General features: G+C 32.3%; 21 protein-coding genes. 15 read left to right on the plus strand and 6 right to left on the minus strand.

Features of this window, described 5'->3' with window-relative positions; genetic code table 11:
- Positions 1-12: 12 nt before the first annotated feature.
- Positions 13-1,566 (minus strand): T9SS response regulator signal transducer PorX, encoded by a 1,554-nt coding sequence (gene porX, locus B0I03_RS01805; RefSeq protein ID WP_111565762.1) that lies wholly within the window; start codon positions 1,564-1,566, stop codon positions 13-15.
- Positions 1,567-1,698: 132 nt separating this feature from the next.
- Here porX and B0I03_RS01810 point away from each other — a divergent pair, with 132 nt between their 5' ends.
- From B0I03_RS01810 to B0I03_RS01850, 9 genes are all read left to right on the plus strand, one after another.
- On the plus strand, positions 1,699-2,934 hold the full coding sequence (locus tag B0I03_RS01810) for an HD domain-containing protein (RefSeq protein WP_111565763.1): 1,236 nt from the start codon (positions 1,699-1,701) through the stop codon (positions 2,932-2,934).
- Between the two features lie 120 nt (positions 2,935-3,054).
- The gene (gene lpxD, locus B0I03_RS01815) at positions 3,055-4,074 is read left to right on the plus strand and encodes a UDP-3-O-(3-hydroxymyristoyl)glucosamine N-acyltransferase (protein ID WP_111565764.1); all 1,020 of its coding nucleotides are present in this window, start codon (positions 3,055-3,057) and stop codon (positions 4,072-4,074) included.
- A gap of 15 nt (positions 4,075-4,089) precedes the next feature.
- Entirely contained in the window at positions 4,090-5,478 is a 1,389-nt protein-coding gene (locus B0I03_RS01820; RefSeq protein ID WP_111565765.1) for a bifunctional UDP-3-O-[3-hydroxymyristoyl] N-acetylglucosamine deacetylase/3-hydroxyacyl-ACP dehydratase, read from the plus strand.
- A gap of 96 nt (positions 5,479-5,574) precedes the next feature.
- Entirely contained in the window at positions 5,575-6,360 is a 786-nt protein-coding gene (lpxA, locus tag B0I03_RS01825; protein WP_111565766.1) for an acyl-ACP--UDP-N-acetylglucosamine O-acyltransferase, read from the plus strand.
- Between the two features lie 40 nt (positions 6,361-6,400).
- The gene (efp, locus tag B0I03_RS01830; RefSeq protein WP_026725820.1) at positions 6,401-6,967 is read left to right on the plus strand and encodes an elongation factor P; all 567 of its coding nucleotides are present in this window, start codon (positions 6,401-6,403) and stop codon (positions 6,965-6,967) included.
- Between the two features lie 93 nt (positions 6,968-7,060).
- On the plus strand, positions 7,061-8,002 hold the full coding sequence (locus B0I03_RS01835) for a UDP-3-O-(3-hydroxymyristoyl)glucosamine N-acyltransferase (RefSeq protein ID WP_111565767.1): 942 nt from the start codon (positions 7,061-7,063) through the stop codon (positions 8,000-8,002).
- A complete protein-coding gene (locus B0I03_RS01840; RefSeq protein WP_111565768.1) occupies positions 7,992-8,354 on the plus strand; it encodes a nuclear transport factor 2 family protein in 363 nt (120 codons plus the stop codon). Before B0I03_RS01835 ends, B0I03_RS01840 begins: the two co-directional genes overlap by 11 nt.
- Positions 8,355-8,438: 84 nt before the next feature.
- The gene (gene sucD / locus B0I03_RS01845; protein ID WP_111565769.1) at positions 8,439-9,311 is read left to right on the plus strand and encodes a succinate--CoA ligase subunit alpha; all 873 of its coding nucleotides are present in this window, start codon (positions 8,439-8,441) and stop codon (positions 9,309-9,311) included.
- Positions 9,312-9,425: 114 nt separating this feature from the next.
- The gene (locus B0I03_RS01850) at positions 9,426-9,857 is read left to right on the plus strand and encodes a lipocalin family protein (protein WP_111565770.1); all 432 of its coding nucleotides are present in this window, start codon (positions 9,426-9,428) and stop codon (positions 9,855-9,857) included.
- A gap of 32 nt (positions 9,858-9,889) precedes the next feature.
- Here B0I03_RS01850 and B0I03_RS01855 read toward each other — a convergent pair whose 3' ends face one another.
- Positions 9,890-10,165, minus strand: coding sequence for an ATP-dependent Clp protease adaptor ClpS (locus B0I03_RS01855; RefSeq protein WP_111565771.1), 276 nt, complete (start codon positions 10,163-10,165; stop codon positions 9,890-9,892).
- Between the two features lie 134 nt (positions 10,166-10,299).
- On the minus strand, positions 10,300-11,133 hold the full coding sequence (gene prmA, locus B0I03_RS01860) for a 50S ribosomal protein L11 methyltransferase (RefSeq protein ID WP_111565772.1): 834 nt from the start codon (positions 11,131-11,133) through the stop codon (positions 10,300-10,302).
- 91 nt (positions 11,134-11,224) lie between these two features.
- Here prmA and B0I03_RS01865 point away from each other — a divergent pair, with 91 nt between their 5' ends.
- From B0I03_RS01865 to ygiD, 4 genes are all read left to right on the plus strand, one after another.
- Complete coding sequence (locus B0I03_RS01865; RefSeq protein ID WP_111565773.1) at positions 11,225-12,442, plus strand: porin; 1,218 nt, start codon at positions 11,225-11,227, stop codon at positions 12,440-12,442.
- Positions 12,443-12,568: 126 nt separating this feature from the next.
- Positions 12,569-13,405 (plus strand): CvfB family protein, encoded by an 837-nt coding sequence (locus B0I03_RS01870; RefSeq protein WP_111565774.1) that lies wholly within the window; start codon positions 12,569-12,571, stop codon positions 13,403-13,405.
- A 1-nt stretch (position 13,406) separates the two neighbouring features.
- The gene (locus tag B0I03_RS01875; RefSeq protein ID WP_146603241.1) at positions 13,407-13,691 is read left to right on the plus strand and encodes a hypothetical protein; all 285 of its coding nucleotides are present in this window, start codon (positions 13,407-13,409) and stop codon (positions 13,689-13,691) included.
- Positions 13,692-13,802: 111 nt separating this feature from the next.
- The gene (gene ygiD / locus B0I03_RS01880) at positions 13,803-14,636 is read left to right on the plus strand and encodes a 4,5-DOPA-extradiol-dioxygenase (protein ID WP_449528512.1); all 834 of its coding nucleotides are present in this window, start codon (positions 13,803-13,805) and stop codon (positions 14,634-14,636) included.
- Here ygiD and B0I03_RS01885 read toward each other — a convergent pair whose 3' ends face one another.
- From B0I03_RS01885 to B0I03_RS01895, 3 genes are read right to left on the minus strand one after another with little or no spacing between them, the layout of a single operon-like run.
- Entirely contained in the window at positions 14,637-15,818 is a 1,182-nt protein-coding gene (locus B0I03_RS01885; protein ID WP_111565777.1) for a serine hydrolase domain-containing protein, read from the minus strand.
- Complete coding sequence (locus tag B0I03_RS01890; protein WP_111565778.1) at positions 15,808-16,254, minus strand: PH domain-containing protein; 447 nt, start codon at positions 16,252-16,254, stop codon at positions 15,808-15,810. Before B0I03_RS01890 ends, B0I03_RS01885 begins: the two co-directional genes overlap by 11 nt.
- Position 16,255: 1 nt before the next feature.
- The gene (locus B0I03_RS01895) at positions 16,256-17,374 is read right to left on the minus strand and encodes a C1 family peptidase (RefSeq protein ID WP_181452318.1); all 1,119 of its coding nucleotides are present in this window, start codon (positions 17,372-17,374) and stop codon (positions 16,256-16,258) included.
- A gap of 118 nt (positions 17,375-17,492) precedes the next feature.
- On the opposite strand from B0I03_RS01895, the gene B0I03_RS01900 reads away from it, so the two are divergent.
- Together B0I03_RS01900 and B0I03_RS01905 are read left to right on the plus strand one after the other, a co-directional pair.
- A complete protein-coding gene (locus B0I03_RS01900; protein ID WP_008257848.1) occupies positions 17,493-17,861 on the plus strand; it encodes a four helix bundle protein in 369 nt (122 codons plus the stop codon).
- A gap of 76 nt (positions 17,862-17,937) precedes the next feature.
- The gene (locus tag B0I03_RS01905) at positions 17,938-18,777 is read left to right on the plus strand and encodes a 1,4-dihydroxy-2-naphthoyl-CoA synthase (protein WP_111565780.1); all 840 of its coding nucleotides are present in this window, start codon (positions 17,938-17,940) and stop codon (positions 18,775-18,777) included.
- The last annotated feature ends 34 nt before the right edge of the window (positions 18,778-18,811 follow it).

An 18,811-nucleotide genomic window follows, 5' to 3' on the forward strand; every position in this document is an offset into this window, starting at 1 on the left:
AATTTTACTAAATTATCTCGGCTCTAAAACTAAGAAAGGAATCACCATTTCTTCTAACGAAATTCCTCCGTGTTGATAGGTATTTCGGTAATAACTCACATAATGATTGTAGTTGTTTACGTAAGCCAAAAATAAATCGTTTTTTGCAAAAATAAAAGAGCTACTCATGTTTAACGCTGGTAATCCAATTTTCTTAGGATCTTTAACCGCATAAACGTCTTTGTCTTCGTATGTTAAACTTCTTCCTGTTTTGTAGCGAAGATTCAAACTCGTGTTTTTATCACCAATAACTTTCGACGGATTTTTACAATTGATAGTTCCGTGATCAGTTGTTATAATTAGTTTAAAACCAAGTTGTTGCGCTTGTTGAATCATATCCAAAAGTGGAGAATTCTTGAACCAACTTGCCGTTAAAGAACGATATGCTTTATCGTTTGAAGCTAATTCTTTCACTACATCCATTTCGGTTTTAGCGTGCGATAACATGTCTACAAAGTTGTAAACAATAGTAGTTAAATCATTGTTTTTTAACGATTTGAAGTTGTCAGCTAATTTTTTTCCCGAAGCAAAATTGGTAATCTTATAATATTCTTGTTTGATATTTAATCCTAAGCGTTTTAATTGCTCAGTTAAAAATTCACCTTCATACAGATTTTTTCCTCCTTCATCTGGATCGTTTTTCCAATATTGTGGAAATTTCTTTTCCATGTCTAGAGGTGTTAATCCAGAAAAAATAGCATTACGAGCATATTGTGTTGCCGTTGGTAGAATAGAGAAGTAGCTTACTTCTTTTTCTAATTTATAATGATTGTTTACGACACTTTCAAACGCTTTCCATTGGTCATAACGCAAGTTATCAATAACAACGAAAAGAATAGGCTTGTCTTTTTTACGGATTTCTGGCGCAACTAATTCACCAAAAATTTCATGAGAAAGTACTGGTTTGTCTGCTTTTGGTTGGAACCAATCTTCGTAATTACGTTCGATGAATTTCCCAAATTGCACATTCGCTTCTATTTTTTGACTTTCTAAGATTTCTACCATGCTTTGGTCTTCTATGTTTTCTAACTCAAGTTCCCAAAACAACAGTTTTTTGTACAATTCGACCCAGTCTTCATAGGTACGAACCATTGCCATATCCATCGCAATTTTTCGGAATTCTTTCTGATAATCTAAAGTTGTTTTTTCAGAAATCAATCGTGAATGGTCTAAATTCTTCTTTAAACTCAATAAAATCTGATTTGGATTAACCGGTTTTATCAAATAATCGGCAATTTTAGAACCGATGGCTTCTTCCATTATGTATTCTTCTTCACTTTTGGTAATCATAATCACCGGAACCGAAGATTTCTTTTCTTTTAATTCAGATAAAGTTTCTAAACCGCTTAAACCTGGCATATTTTCATCTAAAAAAACAATATCGAAATTATTTTCTTCGAACAAATCGATAGCGTCTTGTCCGTTATTGCAAGTGGTTACGTGATAATTTTTCTTTTCTAAAAACAAGATATGGGGTTTCAATAAATCAATTTCATCGTCTACCCAAAGTATTTTTATCTGACTCATATTTCTTAATTTGTGTGCAAGTTACTATTTATTAAACGAGGTTTGTATTAAATATTGTATAAAATTTTCAATACTTTTTAACGATTTCATTTTGTAAAAAATCGCTACATTTGTTACTAAAATTATCAAATTGTGAGCCAAACCAACAAACTCAAAATATTTAACGATCCTATTTATGGTTTTATTACCATTCCCAATAGTTTAATTTACGATTTAATTCAGCATCCTTACTTTCAACGTTTACGAAGAATTTCCCAAATGGGAATGTCGTATTTGGTCTATCCAGGAGCGCATCATACGCGTTTTCATCATGCGTTGGGTTGTATGCACATCATGCAAAAAGCGGTTCAAACCTTGCAATTTAAAGGTGTTTCTATTTCGGAAGAAGAAGAAAATGCGCTATATATTGCGATTTTGTTGCATGATATTGGTCACGGACCCTACAGTCACGCCATGGAACATAGTATTGTGGAAGAAGTGCATCACGAAGAATTATCGTTGTTGTTCATGGAGCAATTAAATAAAGAATTTGATGGCAAATTATCACTTGCGATTCAAGTTTTTAAAGGCGAATATCATAGAAAATTCATGTTGCAATTGATTTCAAGTCAGTTGGATATGGATAGAATGGATTACCTAAAACGTGATAGTTTTTACAGCGGTGTAGCCGAAGGAAACATCAACAGCGAGCGTTTAATCCAAATGATGAATGTTCAAGATGATTATTTAGTTATTGAAGAAAAAGGAATTTATTCAGTAGAAAAGTTTTTGGTTGCCCGAAGATTGATGTATTGGCAAGCTTATTTACACAAAACAAGTGTGGTTGCGGAATTAATCTTGACCAAAATTCTAAAACGTGCAAAAGAATTGACTCAAAAAGGAATGGTTTTGCCTTGTAGCGAACCGTTGCAATTCTTTTTACAACATAAAATCTCATTAGCAGATTTCGATAAAAGTGTGTTAGATAAGTTTTCTTATTTGGATGATTATGATGTTTTGGGTGCAATAAAAGCTTGGCAATTTCATGATGATTTTGTCTTACAATCACTTTGCCGAATGATACTAAATCGTGATTTATTAAAGATTCAAATGAGTGATGATAAACCCAACAAAGAGAATCTATTAGCTGTAAAAAATAAATATATTTCTATTGCTGGAATTTCGGACAAAGAAGCAGATTATTTTGTTTTCAAAGGCAAGTTAAAAAATCAAGCTTACAGCAAATCAAGTGAGCCTATTCGTATTTTGAAAAAAGATAAAACCATTGAAGATGTAGTAGAAGCTTCAGATCAATTGCACTTAAAAGCTTTATCGAAACCGGTAACTAAATACTTTATTTGTTTTCCAAAAGTGGTATTAGAATCTTAACTTTTTAATTTAATTTTATATTTTTGCCAAGTTGAAGTGGAATCAATACTTGGTATTGAATGAAAATGCGTATTTTTATATCCCAAAATCTATCTGATTAGATAGTAATAAAATTTTTAAATGAAGTTTACAGCAGCGCAAATAGCAGGCATTTTAGAAGGTGAAGTAGTGGGTAATCCAGAGGCTGAAGTTTTTAAATTGTCTAAAATAGAGGAAGGAACCGAAGGCTCATTGACGTTTTTGGCGAATCCAAAATATATCAATTATATCTATTCTACTCAGGCATCTGTTACGATTGTTAACAAAACTTTTGAGCCAGAACAAGAAATTACAACAACTTTAATTAAGGTTGAAGATGCATACAAATCATTTTCGAAGTTGTTAGAATATTATAATCAAGTAAAATTGATGAAATCAGGAATTGAGCAACCTTCAGTTATTTCAGAAGGTGTTACCTACGGTTCTGATTTATATTTAGGAAGTTTTTGTTATGTTGGAAAAAATGTAACCATTGGAAATAATGTAAAAATTTATCCAAATAGCTTTATTGGAGACAACGTAACTATTGGTGATAATTGTGTTTTCTTTGCTGGTGTTCGAATTTATTCGGAAACGGTTATCGGAAATCGTTGTACGATTCACTCAGGAACAATCATTGGTTCAGACGGATTTGGTTTTGCGCCTCAAGAAGACGGAACGTATGTAAAAGTACCGCAAATTGGAAATGTAATTATTGAAGATGATGTTGAAATTGGTGCGTGTACAACAGTTGACAGAGCTACTTTAGGTTCAACAATCATTAGAAAAGGAGTAAAATTGGATAATCACATCCAAGTTGCTCACAATGTTGAAATAGGTGAAAATACCGTAATTGCTGCACAAACTGGAATTGCTGGAACTACTAAAATAGGTAAAAACTGTTTAATTGGTGGTCAAGTAGGTTTTGCAGGACATTTGGTAATTGGAGATGGTGTAAAAATTCAAGCACAATCCGGAATTGGTAAAAATTTAGAAGCTGGAGAAGTGGTTCAAGGAAGTCCGGCATTCAATTACGGAGATTTTGCAAAATCATTTGTACATTTTAGAAATTTACCAAAGATTGTTACCGATATAGAAGAATTAAAAAATAAAATTAAATAATTTAAAATTTTTATCATGGCGAAGCAAACAACAATTGCTGCAGAAATATCATTAAAAGGTGTAGGTTTACACACAGGTCAAGAAGTTGCAATGACTTTTAAACCAGCTCCTGTAAACAACGGATTTACATTTGTACGTGTAGATTTAGAAGGACAACCAATTATTGAAGCTGATGCAAATTATGTTGTAAATACGCAACGAGGAACTAATTTAGAAAAATTAGGAGTAATGATTCAAACACCTGAGCACGTTTTAGCGGCGCTTGTGGGTTGCGATTTAGATAATGTTATCATCGAATTAAATGCTTCTGAACTTCCTATTATGGATGGTTCTTCTAAATATTTTGTTGAAGCTATTGAAAAAGTTGGAATTGTTGAGCAAGAAGCTGACCGAAAAGTATACGTAGTTAAAGAGGTTATTTCTTATTTAGATGAAACTACAGGAAGTGAAATTACTGTGATTCCTTCTGATGAATATTGTGTAACTGCAATGGTAGATTTTGGTACTAAAGTTTTAGGAACTCAAAATGCAACCATGAAAAGTATAAAAGAGTTTAAATCTGAAATCGCTGATTGTAGAACGTTTAGTTTCTTACATGAGTTGGAATCACTTTTAAATAATGGTTTAATTAAAGGTGGCGATTTAAATAACGCTATTGTGTATGTTGATAAAGAAATTTCAGCTGAAACAATGGAAAATTTAAAGAAAGCTTTCAATAAAGAAACAATTTCAGTTAAATCTAACGGAATTTTAGATAATCTTACGTTGCATTTCCCTAATGAAGCTGCTCGTCATAAATTACTTGATGTCGTTGGTGATTTATCTTTAATAGGAACAAGAATCCAAGGAAAAGTTATTGCTAACAAGCCAGGGCATTATGTAAATACACAGTTTGCTAAGAAAATTGCTAAAATAATCAAATTAGAAGAGCGTAATAACGTTCCTAGTTATGATATCAACAAAGAGCCTGTAATGGATATTCATGGTATCATGGATTTATTACCACACCGACCTCCATTTTTATTAGTTGATAAAATTTTAGAATTATCAGAAACTCATGTTGTAGGATTAAAAAATGTTACAATGAATGAAGATTTCTTCGTTGGACATTTTCCTGGAGCACCAGTAATGCCAGGTGTTTTACAGATTGAAGCTATGGCACAAACAGGAGGTATTTTAATTTTAAGTACTGTTCCAGATCCAGAAAATTACTTAACTTATTTCATGAAAATTGACAATGTTAAGTTCAAAAATAAAGTCTTACCAGGTGATACCTTATTCTTTAAATGTGATTTAATTTCTCCTATTAGAAGAGGAATTTGTCACATGCAAGCGTATGCGTATGCAAATGGTAAATTAGTTTCAGAAGCCGAATTAATGGCACAAATTGTTAAAGTAAAATAAAGATATATGAAATCGCCACTAAAACAACTTTGCGTAAGCAAAAACAAAAAATAAAGGCGATACCATATTTTACCATAAAAAATAAAATTTTAAAATATGAATCAACCATTAGCTTATGTGCACCCAGGTGCTAAAATAGCAAGAAACGTAGTAATTGATCCTTTTACTACCATTCATAACAATGTTGAAATTGGTGAAGGAACTTGGATTGGTTCAAATGTTACCATCATGGAAGGTGCTCGTATCGGTAAAAATTGTAATATTTTTCCAGGAGCAGTAATTTCTGCGGTTCCTCAAGATTTAAAGTTTGGCGGAGAAGATTCGTTAGCGGTTATTGGTGATAACACTACAATCAGAGAGTGTGTTACTATTAATAGAGGGACAGTGGCTTCTGGTCAAACAAAAATTGGAAAAAACTGTTTAATTATGGCTACGGCTCACATTGCACACGATTGTCATATTGGTGATAACGCTATTATCGTAAATGGAGTAGCATTAGCAGGACACGTAACTGTGGGAGATTTTGCAATCATTGGAGGTTTAGCAGCTGTACATCAATTTATTTCAATTGGGGAACACGCTATGATTTCTGGAGGAAGCTTAGTTCGTAAAGACGTTCCACCATTTTCAAAAGCCGCAAAAGAGCCTTTATCTTATGTAGGAATTAATTCAGTAGGATTAAGAAGAAGAGGTTTCTCAACTGAAAAAATTAGAGAAATTCAGGATATTTACAGAATTCTATACCAAAAAAATTACAATACAACTCAAGCATTGAGTATTATTGAAGCTGAAATGGAAGCAACTCCTGAACGCGATGATATTATTCAGTTTATCAGAAACTCTTCTCGTGGAATCATGAAAGGTTATACAAGTTCAATGTAATTTTCAATTAAAAATAAAACAAACATCAAATAAAAACAAAATGGCAAGTACATCAGATATTAGAAACGGATTATGTATTAAATACAATAACGATATTTATAAAATTATCGAATTTCTTCACGTAAAACCAGGTAAAGGACCAGCTTTCGTAAGAACAAAATTAAAATCGTTAACAAACGGAAAAGTATTAGATAACACATTTTCTGCTGGACACAAAATTGATGAAGTACGTGTTGAAACACATACATTCCAATATTTATATGCTGAAGGAGATCAATTTCACTTCATGAACAACGAATCATTTGAGCAAATTACATTAGACAAAAAAGTTTTAGATGCTCCAGATTTATTAAAAGAAGGAACAAACGTAATGATTCAAATCAACGCTGAAACTGAAGCGCCTTTATCAGTAGATATGCCAGCTTCTATCGTCTTAGAAGTTACTTATGCTGAACCAGGAGTTAAAGGAAATACAGCTACAAATGCTACAAAACCAGCAACTGTTGAAACTGGAGCTACAGTAAACGTTCCGTTGTTTATCAATGAAGGTGATAAAATCAAAATTGATACAGCAACTGGAAACTACATGGAAAGAGTAAAAGAATAATTGAAAGTAAAAACTAAAGAGTAATTAGTAAATAACCAAGTAACTAATTACTCTTTTATATTTTACTCATCACTAATTACTAATTATTATTAAATGAAATTTCCAAAAGTTTATCCTCTAAAAGATATTGCCCAAATTATCAATTGTAATTTTGTGGGTGATGCTGATTTTCCAGTTCACGGTATGAATGAAATTCATGTGGTAGAACCTGGTGATATCGTATTTGTAGATCATCCAAAATATTATGACAAAGCACTTCAATCGGCAGCAACTATTGTTTTAATTAACAAAGAAGTGGAATGCCCAGAAGGAAAAGCGTTGTTGATTTCAGATGATCCTTTTAGAGATTTTAATAAACTTACGAAACATTTCAGACCTTTTCAAGCTTCGAATGCAGCTATTTCAGATTCAGCTAAAATCGGAGAAGAAACAGTTATTCAACCAAATTGTTTCATTGGACACAACGTTCAAATTGGTAAAAATTGTTTGATTCATGCTAATGTTACAATTTATGATAACACCGTAATTGGTGATAATGTAATGATTCACGCTGGAACTATTCTTGGTGCAGATGCTTTCTATTACAAGAAACGTCCAGAAGGTTTCGACCAATTGTTATCAGGTGGACGAGTAGTGATTGAAGATAATGTAGGAATCGGTGCTTTATGTACGATTGACAAAGGAGTTACAGGTGATACTACTATCGGAGCTGGAACTAAAATTGACAATCAAGTGCATGTGGGTCACGATACTGTTATTGGTAAAAAATGTTTGATTGCTTCACAAACTGGAATTGCTGGTTGTGTTGTTATCGAAGACGAAGTAACCCTTTGGGGACAAGTTGGAACTACAAGTGGAATTACTATTGGTACAAAAGCAGTAGTAATGGGACAAACTGGTGTTACCAAATCAATTGAAGGTGGAAAAACTTATTTTGGAACTCCAATTGAAGAATCGCGTGAGAAATTAAAACAATTAGCCAACGTAAAACGAATTCCTGAAATCATTGAAAAATTAAAACAAAATGACAAATAGAGCGAAAATCGAATTTTTGTATAAAGAAGATGGTATGCGAAATGACGTTTTTTTAAACGAACTTTTGCACGATGATTTTATTTTAGATTGGGACAGTTCGCATGGAAATGTTAACATGAATAAAGCAGATATTATTGGCTTGGCTAAAGAATTAAAACAAAATTACGTGGATTCTTTTATGGAAATTTCTCACTTTATTGAAGATGATAATCAAATCGTGGTGAAATACAATCATAAAGTAACTACTATCGAAAACCCGAAAGAGTTTGTCCTTATTGCAAAAGTGGTAGTTATTTGGGAATTTGAAGCAGATAAAATCAAAAAAGGATATCAAATTAGCAAACCTAATTAAAAAAATACAATAAAAATTACGTGATTATTTGGTAAAAAACTTACTTTTGCATCACAAATTTAAACACAATTTAATTCATATATCATGAGCGTTTTAGTAAATAAAAATTCAAAAATAATTGTACAAGGATTTACAGGTAGCGAAGGAACTTTCCACGCTTCTCAAATGATTGAGTACGGAACAAATGTTGTAGGTGGTGTAACTCCAGGAAAAGGAGGTTCAACACATTTAGACAGACCAGTTTTCAACACAGTTAAAGATGCTGTTGAAAAAGCAGGTGCTGATACTTCAATTATCTTCGTTCCGCCAGCATTTGCTGCTGATGCAATTATGGAAGCTGCTGAAGCGGGTATCAAAGTAATCATTTGTATTACTGAAGGTATTCCTGTGGCAGATATGATTAAAGCGTATGATTATATTAAAGGAAAAGATTGCCGTTTAGTTGGTCCTAACTGTCCAGGTGTAATTACTCCAGAAGAAGCTAAAGTGGGTATTATGCCGGGTTTCGTTTTCAAAAAAGGAACAGTTGGAATTGTATCTAAATCAGGAACTTTAACTTATGAAGCTGCTGACCAAGTAGTAAAACAAGGTTTAGGAATTACTACAGCTATTGGAATTGGTGGTGACCCAATCATTGGAACAACTACTAAAGAAGCGGTTGAATTATTAATGAACGATCCAGAAACTGAAATCATTATCATGATTGGTGAAATCGGAGGTCAATTAGAAGCAGACGCTGCTAAATGGGTAAAAGCTGACGGAAATCGTAAACCAGTTGTTGGATTCATCGCAGGAGAAACTGCTCCTAAAGGAAGAACAATGGGTCATGCTGGTGCAATTGTTGGTGGAGCTGATGATACAGCAGAAGCTAAAAAACGCATCATGAGAGAAAACGGAATTCACGTAGTAGATTCTCCAGCTGAAATTGGTAAAAAAGTAAAAGAAGTTTTAGGGTAATCTTTACTTCTTAAAAATATAAAGTCCTGAATTTTCAGGACTTTTTTTATTTATAAAAATAAATTTTTCAATTGAGAAATTTGTGTACTTTTGATTAACTATAAAAAGTAAATTATGAAAAAAAGAGTTTTATTATTTGTGTCAATTGTATCACTTTCATTAACTTTCAATTCATGTAGTAAGGATGATGATAACGGTTCTTCTACATCTGGAAATATTGCGGGGAAATGGATTTATTTAAAACAAGGAGAGATTGTTGGAGGAGAAGAAGTTCTATATCCTTATGAAAATTCTTGCTCTTCGGAAAATGATTTTACACAAATATATAGCAATGGAACACTTAGAGATGTTTATTACAATTCAACTTGTTCTGAAAGTATTGATAATGCAACTTGGACTAGAAGTGGGAATATGATTACAGTTTCTTATGGTCCAGGTGAAAGTTCTACTTCTGAAATAATAGAATTAACATCAACAAAATTAAAAGTTAAATACTATGATGAAGTTGATGAAATTTATTATCTGACTGAGTTTCTTAGAGATTAAATAAAAAGTCCCGATTTATCGGGACTTTTTATTTATATAATTTCTGCACTTAATCCAGCATCTAATAATGCGGAGCATTGTGGTTTTAATTGGTCAATTGGACCTGTTTTAACCGTGCATTTGCCTTTGTAATGTACTAATAATGCACATTGCTCGGCTTGTAATTCATCGTGTTTGCAAACTCTTATTAATGTATCAATAACGTGGTCAAATGTATTTACATCATCATTGTGTAATACAATTTCGTTATTAACACCAACAGCTTCTTCTACTAAAACTTCTTCTTGTACTTTTTCTATCGTGCTCATTTTCTTTACGTTTGAAAGTTCATTACAAAAATATTAAAAAAATGTTTCAAGTTCAATTTCAAATTCAAAAATCAAGTTCAAGATTTAAAAGAAATTAAACTTCTAACTCTAAACTCCCAACTTCCATCTCCTAACTATTTCTCAAACTTCAAAGCAACCCAGTTGTTTCTTTCAAATTGTTTTATATAGGTTAATCCTTTAGACGTACAACTCTCTGAAATCACGGGAATGTCTTCTGTATAGAAACCACTTAAGAATAGAATTCCGTTTTCGTTCAAACAATCTACATATTGTTGCATATCGTTTAAAAGAATATTACGGTTGATGTTAGCAATAATAATGTCGTATTTTTTTTCCACTAATAAAGAAGCATCGCCTTCGTAAACCGAAATATGTTTACAATTATTACGTTCTGCATTTTCAATTGAGTTTAAGTAACACCAATTGTCAATATCAATAGCATCAATAGGTTGAGCACCTTTCATTTCGGCTAAAATGGCTAAAATGGCAGTTCCGCAACCCATGTCTAAGGTTTTTTTATTGGTAAAATCGGTTTCTAAAATGTGTTGAATCATCATGTGAGTGGTTTCATGATGACCTGTTCCAAAACTCATTTTTGGTTCAATTACAATATCGTATTCAGCACTTGTTTTTTCGTGAAATGGAGCTCTTACGTGACATTTTCCGTCTACATCAATAGGTTCGAAGTTTTTTTCCCATTCTTCGTTCCAATTTACTTGCTCAATTTCTTCAAAAGTATATTCGATTTTAAATTCTGGATTACTTAAAATTTGAATATCTTCTAATATATTTGTATCCCATAAATCCTTTTGAACAAAGGCAGAAATTCCAGTTTCAGTTTCGATAAAGCTTTCAAAAGCTTTTTCACCCAATTCTGCAATCAAAATTTCACTTCCTAATTCAACTGGGTCTATTGTAAAATGATATCCAATATATATAAATGACATAACGTTAATTTTTTGCAAAGGTAATATTTACTTAACATACTTAACCTTGTTTTAATGTTAAGTTTGCGCAAAATAAACAACAACATAACAAATGAAAAAATTAGTAACCTTTTTATTGCTTGTAATCAGCTTTATTGCTGTTGCTCAAGATGTAAAAGTAACCACAAAAGACAACGATTTAAAGTTGGCTGCACTTCCATATTATAGCTATGGAAAAGGATTAGGAATAACATCGCCAGATAGTTTATTTCAATTAAATATTCGTTTTAGAATGCAAAATCGTGTAACTTACATTCAAAATGAAGATGAGGATGCAGCTTATTCGGGAGAAATTAGACGTTTGCGTTTGCGTTTTGATGGTTATGTAGGTAATCCTCACTTTTTATATGTAATTCAGTTGTCATTTGCACCAGGTGATGTGGGCGAAATTCAAGATGGTGAAAATATCAATATTATTCGTGATGCTGCTGTTTTTTACCGTCCAAATAAGCATTGGAGTTTTCTTTTTGGACAAACTAAATTACCAGGAAATCGTCAACGTGTCAATTCATCAGGAGCCTTACAATTAACCGATAGAAGTATTAACAATGCTCGTTTTACAATTGATAGAGATTTTGGTTTTCAAGCGTATTATCTAAACGAAAACAAAGATAAATTTTCATACAATGTAAAAACGGCAGTAACTACAGGAGAAGGTAGAAACTGGACAAAATCTGCTGATGACGGAGTTGCATTAACTGGAAAATTAGAATTAATGCCTTTTGGTTCATTCAAAAAAGACGGAACCAATTTTGAAGGAGATGTGGCTCGCGAAGAAAAACCAAAATTATTAGTGTCAGGAGCTTTTCATCAAAATAACTTAGCTAGAAGAACACAAGGACAACTTGGAAATGATTTATTCGAACAAAAAACTATGAAATCGGTATTGTTAGATGCGATGTTCAAATATAACGGTTGGGCTTTTATGTCGAGTTATATGTCGCGTTCGGCTAAAGATCCAATCGCATTTAATCCAGATGATATTACAGAATTTAATTATGTTCCTGTAGGAAGTGGAATGGATTATCAATTGAGTTATGTTTTCCCAACAAACTACGAAATTATTGGACGTTTTTCTACTCAGAATATGCATGATGATATCAAAGCATTAACACCTGATTCTAAACAATATTCATTAGGTGTTACAAAATATTTATGGGAACATGCTTTCAAATTACAAGGTGAAGTTACGTTAAGTGATTTGAATTATTTCAACGGAAGTAACAAACAAAATTGGTACGTTCGTTTTCAATTAGAAATAGGAATCTAAGTTTTAAAAAAATATAGCATGAAGCCACAAGTCAGTAATTGATTTGTGGTTTTTTCATTTTCTGGATTTCCGATTTCTAAATTCTAATTTTTAAAATGCTTACCTTTGCACTTTATTTATTTTATTATGTTACATATAGGAGAGTTCAATACGTTAAAAATATTAAGAGATACTAAGGTTGGTTTATTTTTAGGAAGTGAAGAAACACAAGAAGACGATGTTTTATTGCCAAATAAATATGTGCCGAAAGAATTTTCTATTGGTGATGATTTAACCGTATTTGTGTATTTAGATCACGAGGAACGTCCTGTTGCAACAACTTTAAAGCCTTATATTAAATTGAATGAATTTGCCCATTTGAAAGTAAATTACATCAATAAATTCGGTGCTTTTTTAGATTGGGGATTGGAGAAAGATTTGTTTGTTCCTTTTAAAGAACAAGCGCGCCCTATGGAAGAAGGCAAGCGTTACTTGGTTTACATGCATATGGATGAAAAAACGAATCGTTTGGTTGCTTCGAGCAGAACAAATAAATATTTATCTAACGAAAACTTAGAGTTAGAAAAAAACGAAGAAGTTGATATTTTAATTTCGCACATTACCGAAGGTGGAATCAATTGCATCATCAATCAAAAGCATAAAGGATTAGCTTATAAAAACGAAGTATACAATGATGTAAAACCTGGAATGAAAACTAAAGGTTACATCAAGAATATTCGTCCTGATGGTAAAATTGATGTGATGTTGAGAAAAGTAGGAGTAGAGGCAATCGAACCTTCTTCGCAAGTAATTTTAGACGAATTAAAATCCAATCGCGGTTTCTTACGTTTAACGGATAATTCGCATCCAGAAGACATTAAAACGGTTTTGAAAATGAGTAAGAAGAATTTCAAAAAAGCCGTTGGAAATTTATACAAACAAAAACTTATCGAAATCAAAGAAGACGGAATTTATTTGATTTAAAATGTCAACAAAGAACAAAATATATCTTGTGTTAAGTATTGTCGTTTTATTAATGACGTTCGTTGGTATTTTTCAAAAATTTGAAACCATTCATTTTATTGGTTTTGAAACCGAAATCATTTGGATTCCTGTTTGGATAGGTGTTGTAATTTTACCTCTTTTAAATTTATATGAAATTGCTGTAAATACGGATGATTATAATAAGTATTATTGGTTAGCATTGTTACTAAATGTAATTTCTATTTTCTTTATTCTGAGATATTTCGAAATAGAGTTACTTTCCTAAATTTTTCATAATTAGTATTTAATTTAAATGTTTTATTATTACATTTGTATATACAAATATTAATTTATGAATCGCAAGAATTTCATAACTTTACTTTCAGGAGGAGTCGCTATGGCAAGTATACAACCGTTCTATGATTGGACAAAAGGATTAGGAGAAGAAGAGGAGAAGATGCCCGTTTTATTCATCGGACATGGTTCGCCTATGAATGCTATTGAAGATAATATATTTTCAAAAAGATGGCAACAAACGGGAAAGGAAATTCCAACACCAAAAGCAGTTGTAGTCGTTTCAGCTCATTGGTTAACAAAAGGTACAATGGTAACGGCAATGCCAAATCCAAAAACCATTCACGATTTTGGTGGTTTTCCTCAAGCGTTATTTGATGTACAATATCCAGCGCCTGGAAGTCCTGAATTAGCAACTGAAATTCAAAAATTAATTACAAATCCTGCGGTAGAATTAGACCATGATTGGGGATTAGATCACGGCACTTGGTCGGTAGTAAAACACATGTATCCAGATGCCGATATTCCAGTTTTACAATTGAGTATTGATTATTACAAACCGGCAGCTTATCATTATGAATTAGCAAAACAATTATTAGCACTTCGTAAAAAAGGAGTTTTAATCATCGGAAGTGGTAATATGGTCCATAATTTACGAATGGTAGCTTGGGATAAACTCAACGAACCCGAATACGGATTTGATTGGGCTTTAGAAATGAATGACATCTTTAAAAATAAAATCTCAAACGGTTTTCATAAAGAGTTAATTCAGTATGAAAAGCTTCATAAAGCGGCTACTTTAGCGATACCAACACCCGACCATTACTATCCTTTGTTGTACATATTAGCACTTCAAACCGATAATGATAAAGTGGAATTCTTTAATGATAAAGCCGTTGGTGGTTCGTTGACGATGACTTCTGTGAAAATAGGCTAATTATTCGCCTTCTTCTGCATTAAATTTAAACGGATAATCGCCAAATTTTGGAGCTAAACGTTTTGTTTGATATGTTTTACGAGTAAACTTATTCGATAATGCAATGATTGTAACAGAATCTTTATGAAGTGTAACCATAGAAGAAGTGTTTCCATGCCACCAACCGTTGTGGAAAAAGTATTGCTGACCCGTTTCAAATTCTAACATTCGAATACCTAAACCGTAGTTTTTAGTGCCTTTTCTTTCGTAGCTGTAGCCTTTGTACATTTCTTCCTTCATTTTGGTACTAAGGAATTTATCAGAATATAGCGCCAAATCAAATTTCAGTAAATCACGCGGAGTAGAATAGATGTTTTTGTCACCATATACTTGATCCAAAAACTCAAAAGCCAAACGTAAATAATTGTTTTTGTACGATTGACTAACTTCGTCTTTTTTGTTTAAATCATCAAAAACGAAAGTGTTTTTCATATCTAAAGGATCAAAAATCATTTCTTGAAGCACTTTTGGATACGTTTTGTTAGTCACTTTTTCGATGATTAAAGCTAATAAAGCATAATTTGTATTGCAATAACCAAAACGCGTTCCGGGCTTTGATTCTAACCCAATATCTTTCGTAGCTAACAAAGTTAAAACATCTTGATTGGTCAGTGTTTTCTTTTTATCCCAAACTCCTTTATCATCAGTGAAATAGGCATAATTTCTCAAACCACTTCGGTGATTTAATAACATTCTAACAGTAGTTTCTTCGTGAGGAAATTCAAGTAATATGGATTTTACAAGATCGTCTAATTTAAGTTTTTTTTGGTCAACTAATTTCAAAACCGTAACAGCAGTGATTACTTTACTAACTGACGCAATATGTAAAGGAGTATCTTGTTTAATTGAATCGCCTTTTTCTTTATAAGCGAAGCCACTATAGTTTTCGTATAGAATCTCACCATTTTTTGCTACTAAAAACGACCCACTGAAATCTTTTGCATTGAATTTTTTATCGTAAAACGCCTCCATTTCATTCCCCATCCTTTTTTTGTAAATGGTAGTTAGTGGCGTAAAGTTTACGGCATATTCAGAAACATTACCTTCTTTATCTTTTAAGGTAGATTCTTTGTTTTCGTCGGGTTTATTTTGGCAATTAAAAAGTAGTAAACTTAAACTTACAAGTACTATTTTATTCAACATAGGGAGTGTTCTTAAACGTAATATTTTGATTTAGGCGTTGCAATGTAGCAATAAATTCTTCTTGTTTTTCAGGTGAAATGTAAATATCATCATATTTGTTATACGTAATAATTAAACCAATATGACTCAATGCTGGTTTCCAAATAGTTGGTACATAAATTCCTTTATGATATTCAATTTTAGTAATTTTAGTAATATCGATTTTTCCATAAAATGGACCCGATTTCCAATGTAAATCTGTGTTTTCAATCTTGTAAAAAGTAGTTTTATATGTCCAAATTAGGAATAAAATCACTAAAAAATGTATCGAAAATAGTACTAAAAATGGCTCGTAAGAATCCTCAAAAAAAGCAGGAATTGTTAAGAGTAATAAAAATAATATTACCCCAACATAAATATATTTATTCAATTTACTTACTGCCGATTTGAAAATCATACTACAATCCTAATTTCTTCTTAGTTTCTTTTGAAATTCCATCTTTGTGTACCATAACCGAAATTGCTTTTAATTTCATGTAAGCCACACTCATATAGACATAACCACCGTTTGCGACTTTCTTTTCATCGCTTCCCCAAGAGTTTTTTACTTTGTAATAGACATTTCCTTTCTGATCTTTCACAGTTCCAACAATATGCATCAAATGATCGTCAGTTGTCGTAAGATTTTCAAATTCTTGTTGGCGGAATTCAGGTGTGATTTTCTTTTCGACAACAATTTCACCTAATCCCGTTTTATTATCTTCTTCTTTTTCTGGAATAAAAGCAACACCATATTTTCCTGAAAAGGTAGGTTCCGAAACATCACAATCTAAAGAAAGAGAATAACCATTAGCTAAAGCATTGTCAATATTAGTAATGAATTCATCTAACGGTAAATTGTACATACTTCCGTTTGAAAAGTTATCTGGAATATTCAAAATGAACGGTTTGTAATTCGCTTCATGCGTAAACGAAGTTAAAGTCACATAATTTTCTGGTTTAATTTTAGCGAATTCAGCAAATGATTTCGGCGTATAATTTTTGCCTTCATATTCAAATTTGGTTGGAATGCTTCCTAAATAAATATCCAAAACCGCATTAATAGCTTGTTTCCAATTCGGAGATAATTTCTTTGCAGGATTTTCAACATAAGTTTTCAACATCGCCTCTAAAACCGCAACCATTTCAGCATGATTGTGTTTGTTGACATCATCACCTAATCCATCATAAATACTATTTGGAACCAATCCATATTTTGCTACGCTGTTAATTACATCATGCGCCAAAGCACCTTCACTAAAATTAGCTTTTCCTTGACGTAAAACATAATTTTCTGCTTTTAAAGGATAAGTAGTTCTTGCTTGATACATTTCAGAAAGGTCTATTTTCTTACCCGTTAAGCGAATAATTTCCGACTCTAAAAACGAAGAAGTAGAGAAACTCCAGCAAGTTCCCGTGATATCTTGAGAGATAACAGGTAAACATTCCACATCATTAACTTTCTGAAATTCATAGTTTTGAGCCGAAGCCGAAAATAGTCCAGATGCAAACAGCAATCCGATAAATAAGTTTTTCATAAATCTTATTGTTTTGAACTTGCAATATAATGCAAAAAATGAATTATTTTTACCAAAACAAATACAAAAATCAAGGGCAAGTTCAAATTCAATTTTAAAAGAAAATATCAAGACATTCATGGAATTAAACGAACCAACAGAAAGAATATTCAATTTAGATGAAAGATTAGTTAGATTTGCTGGAGAATCGATTTTCTTTGTTAGAAAATTAGCTAAGGCATATGAATTAGAATATTACAAAAATCAATTAATTCGTTCTTCTGGAAGTGCTTCTTTAAATTATGGTGAATCTCAAGGAACTATTACAGATAAAGATTACGTTTTTAAATTATCATTAGTTGTAAAAGAATTAAAAGAATCAAGAAATTCACTCCGAGTTTTAAATTACATTAAAGAAGGTGAAGAGAATGAAAGAAATTGGCTTTTGTCAGAAGTAGAAGAATTAATTGCAATTACATCAAGAATGATGTTGAACAAATTGAAATAATATTTTTAAACGCAATACTTTTGAACTTGAACTTGAACTTGCCCTTGCCATTGAAAAATAAAATAAATTTAAAAATATGAGCACAATCAATTGGAAAACCGTAAGAGAATTTGAAGATATTACTTATAAAAAATGCAATGGCGTTGCAAGAATCGCTTTCAATCGTCCAGACGTTAGAAATGCATTTCGTCCTAAAACAACCAAAGAATTAATCGAAGCATTTTACGATGCGCAAGAAGATACATCAATTGGAGTAGTATTGCTTTCTGCAGAAGGACCAAGTTCTAAAGACGGTATTTGGAGTTTTTGTAGTGGTGGCGACCAAAAAGCACGTGGTCATCAAGGTTATGTTGGCGAAGATGGTTACCACAGATTAAACATTTTGGAAGTACAACGTATGATTCGTTTTATGCCAAAAGCGGTAATTTGTGTCGTTCCGGGTTGGGCTGTTGGTGGAGGTCACTCGCTTCATGTGGTTTGTGATTTAACGTTAGCAAGTAAAGAACACGCTATTTTTAAACAAACCGATGCAGATGTTACGAGTTTTGATGGTGGTTACGGTTCGGCTTATTTGGCTAAAATGGTAGGGCAAAAGAAAGCTAGAGAAATTTTCTTCTTAGGTAGAAATTACTCAGCACAAGATGCTTTTGAGATGGGAATGGTAAATGCCGTAATTCCGCATGCTGAGTTAGAAGCTACTGCTTACGAATGGGCACAAGAAATTCTGGCGAAATCACCAACATCAATTAAAATGCTAAAATTCGCCATGAATTTAACCGATGATGGAATGGTAGGACAACAAGTCTTTGCAGGTGAAGCCACTCGTTTAGCGTATATGACAGACGAAGCAAAAGAAGGAAGAGATGCGTTCTTAGAAAAACGTAAACCAAATTTTGAAAAGAAATATTTACCGTAATTAGAAAATAGAACAAAGAGAAAAGAAGAAAGAC

This window comes from Flavobacterium aquaticum (assembly GCF_003259835.1).
GTDB lineage: Bacteria > Bacteroidota > Bacteroidia > Flavobacteriales > Flavobacteriaceae > Flavobacterium > Flavobacterium aquaticum.

Bases quoted from the DNA above. Each gene is read 5' to 3' on its own strand.
- porX (WP_111565762.1), bottom strand. From the start codon at position 1,566: ATGAGTCAGATAAAAATACTTTGGGTAGACGATGAAATTGATTTATTG.
- lpxD (WP_111565764.1), top strand. From the start codon at position 3,055: ATGAAGTTTACAGCAGCGCAAATAGCAGGCATTTTAGAAGGTGAAGTA.
- B0I03_RS01820 (WP_111565765.1), top strand. From the start codon at position 4,090: ATGGCGAAGCAAACAACAATTGCTGCAGAAATATCATTAAAAGGTGTA.
- lpxA (WP_111565766.1), top strand. From the start codon at position 5,575: ATGAATCAACCATTAGCTTATGTGCACCCAGGTGCTAAAATAGCAAGA.
- efp (WP_026725820.1), top strand. From the start codon at position 6,401: ATGGCAAGTACATCAGATATTAGAAACGGATTATGTATTAAATACAAT.
- B0I03_RS01835 (WP_111565767.1), top strand. From the start codon at position 7,061: ATGAAATTTCCAAAAGTTTATCCTCTAAAAGATATTGCCCAAATTATC.
- B0I03_RS01840 (WP_111565768.1), top strand. From the start codon at position 7,992: ATGACAAATAGAGCGAAAATCGAATTTTTGTATAAAGAAGATGGTATG.
- sucD (WP_111565769.1), top strand. From the start codon at position 8,439: ATGAGCGTTTTAGTAAATAAAAATTCAAAAATAATTGTACAAGGATTT.
- B0I03_RS01850 (WP_111565770.1), top strand. From the start codon at position 9,426: ATGAAAAAAAGAGTTTTATTATTTGTGTCAATTGTATCACTTTCATTA.
- B0I03_RS01855 (WP_111565771.1), bottom strand. From the start codon at position 10,165: ATGAGCACGATAGAAAAAGTACAAGAAGAAGTTTTAGTAGAAGAAGCT.
- prmA (WP_111565772.1), bottom strand. From the start codon at position 11,133: ATGTCATTTATATATATTGGATATCATTTTACAATAGACCCAGTTGAA.
- B0I03_RS01865 (WP_111565773.1), top strand. From the start codon at position 11,225: ATGAAAAAATTAGTAACCTTTTTATTGCTTGTAATCAGCTTTATTGCT.
- B0I03_RS01870 (WP_111565774.1), top strand. From the start codon at position 12,569: ATGTTACATATAGGAGAGTTCAATACGTTAAAAATATTAAGAGATACT.
- B0I03_RS01875 (WP_146603241.1), top strand. From the start codon at position 13,407: ATGTCAACAAAGAACAAAATATATCTTGTGTTAAGTATTGTCGTTTTA.
- ygiD (WP_449528512.1), top strand. From the start codon at position 13,803: ATGGCAAGTATACAACCGTTCTATGATTGGACAAAAGGATTAGGAGAA.
- B0I03_RS01885 (WP_111565777.1), bottom strand. From the start codon at position 15,818: ATGTTGAATAAAATAGTACTTGTAAGTTTAAGTTTACTACTTTTTAAT.
- B0I03_RS01890 (WP_111565778.1), bottom strand. From the start codon at position 16,254: ATGATTTTCAAATCGGCAGTAAGTAAATTGAATAAATATATTTATGTT.
- B0I03_RS01895 (WP_181452318.1), bottom strand. From the start codon at position 17,374: ATGAAAAACTTATTTATCGGATTGCTGTTTGCATCTGGACTATTTTCG.
- B0I03_RS01900 (WP_008257848.1), top strand. From the start codon at position 17,493: ATGGAATTAAACGAACCAACAGAAAGAATATTCAATTTAGATGAAAGA.
- B0I03_RS01905 (WP_111565780.1), top strand. From the start codon at position 17,938: ATGAGCACAATCAATTGGAAAACCGTAAGAGAATTTGAAGATATTACT.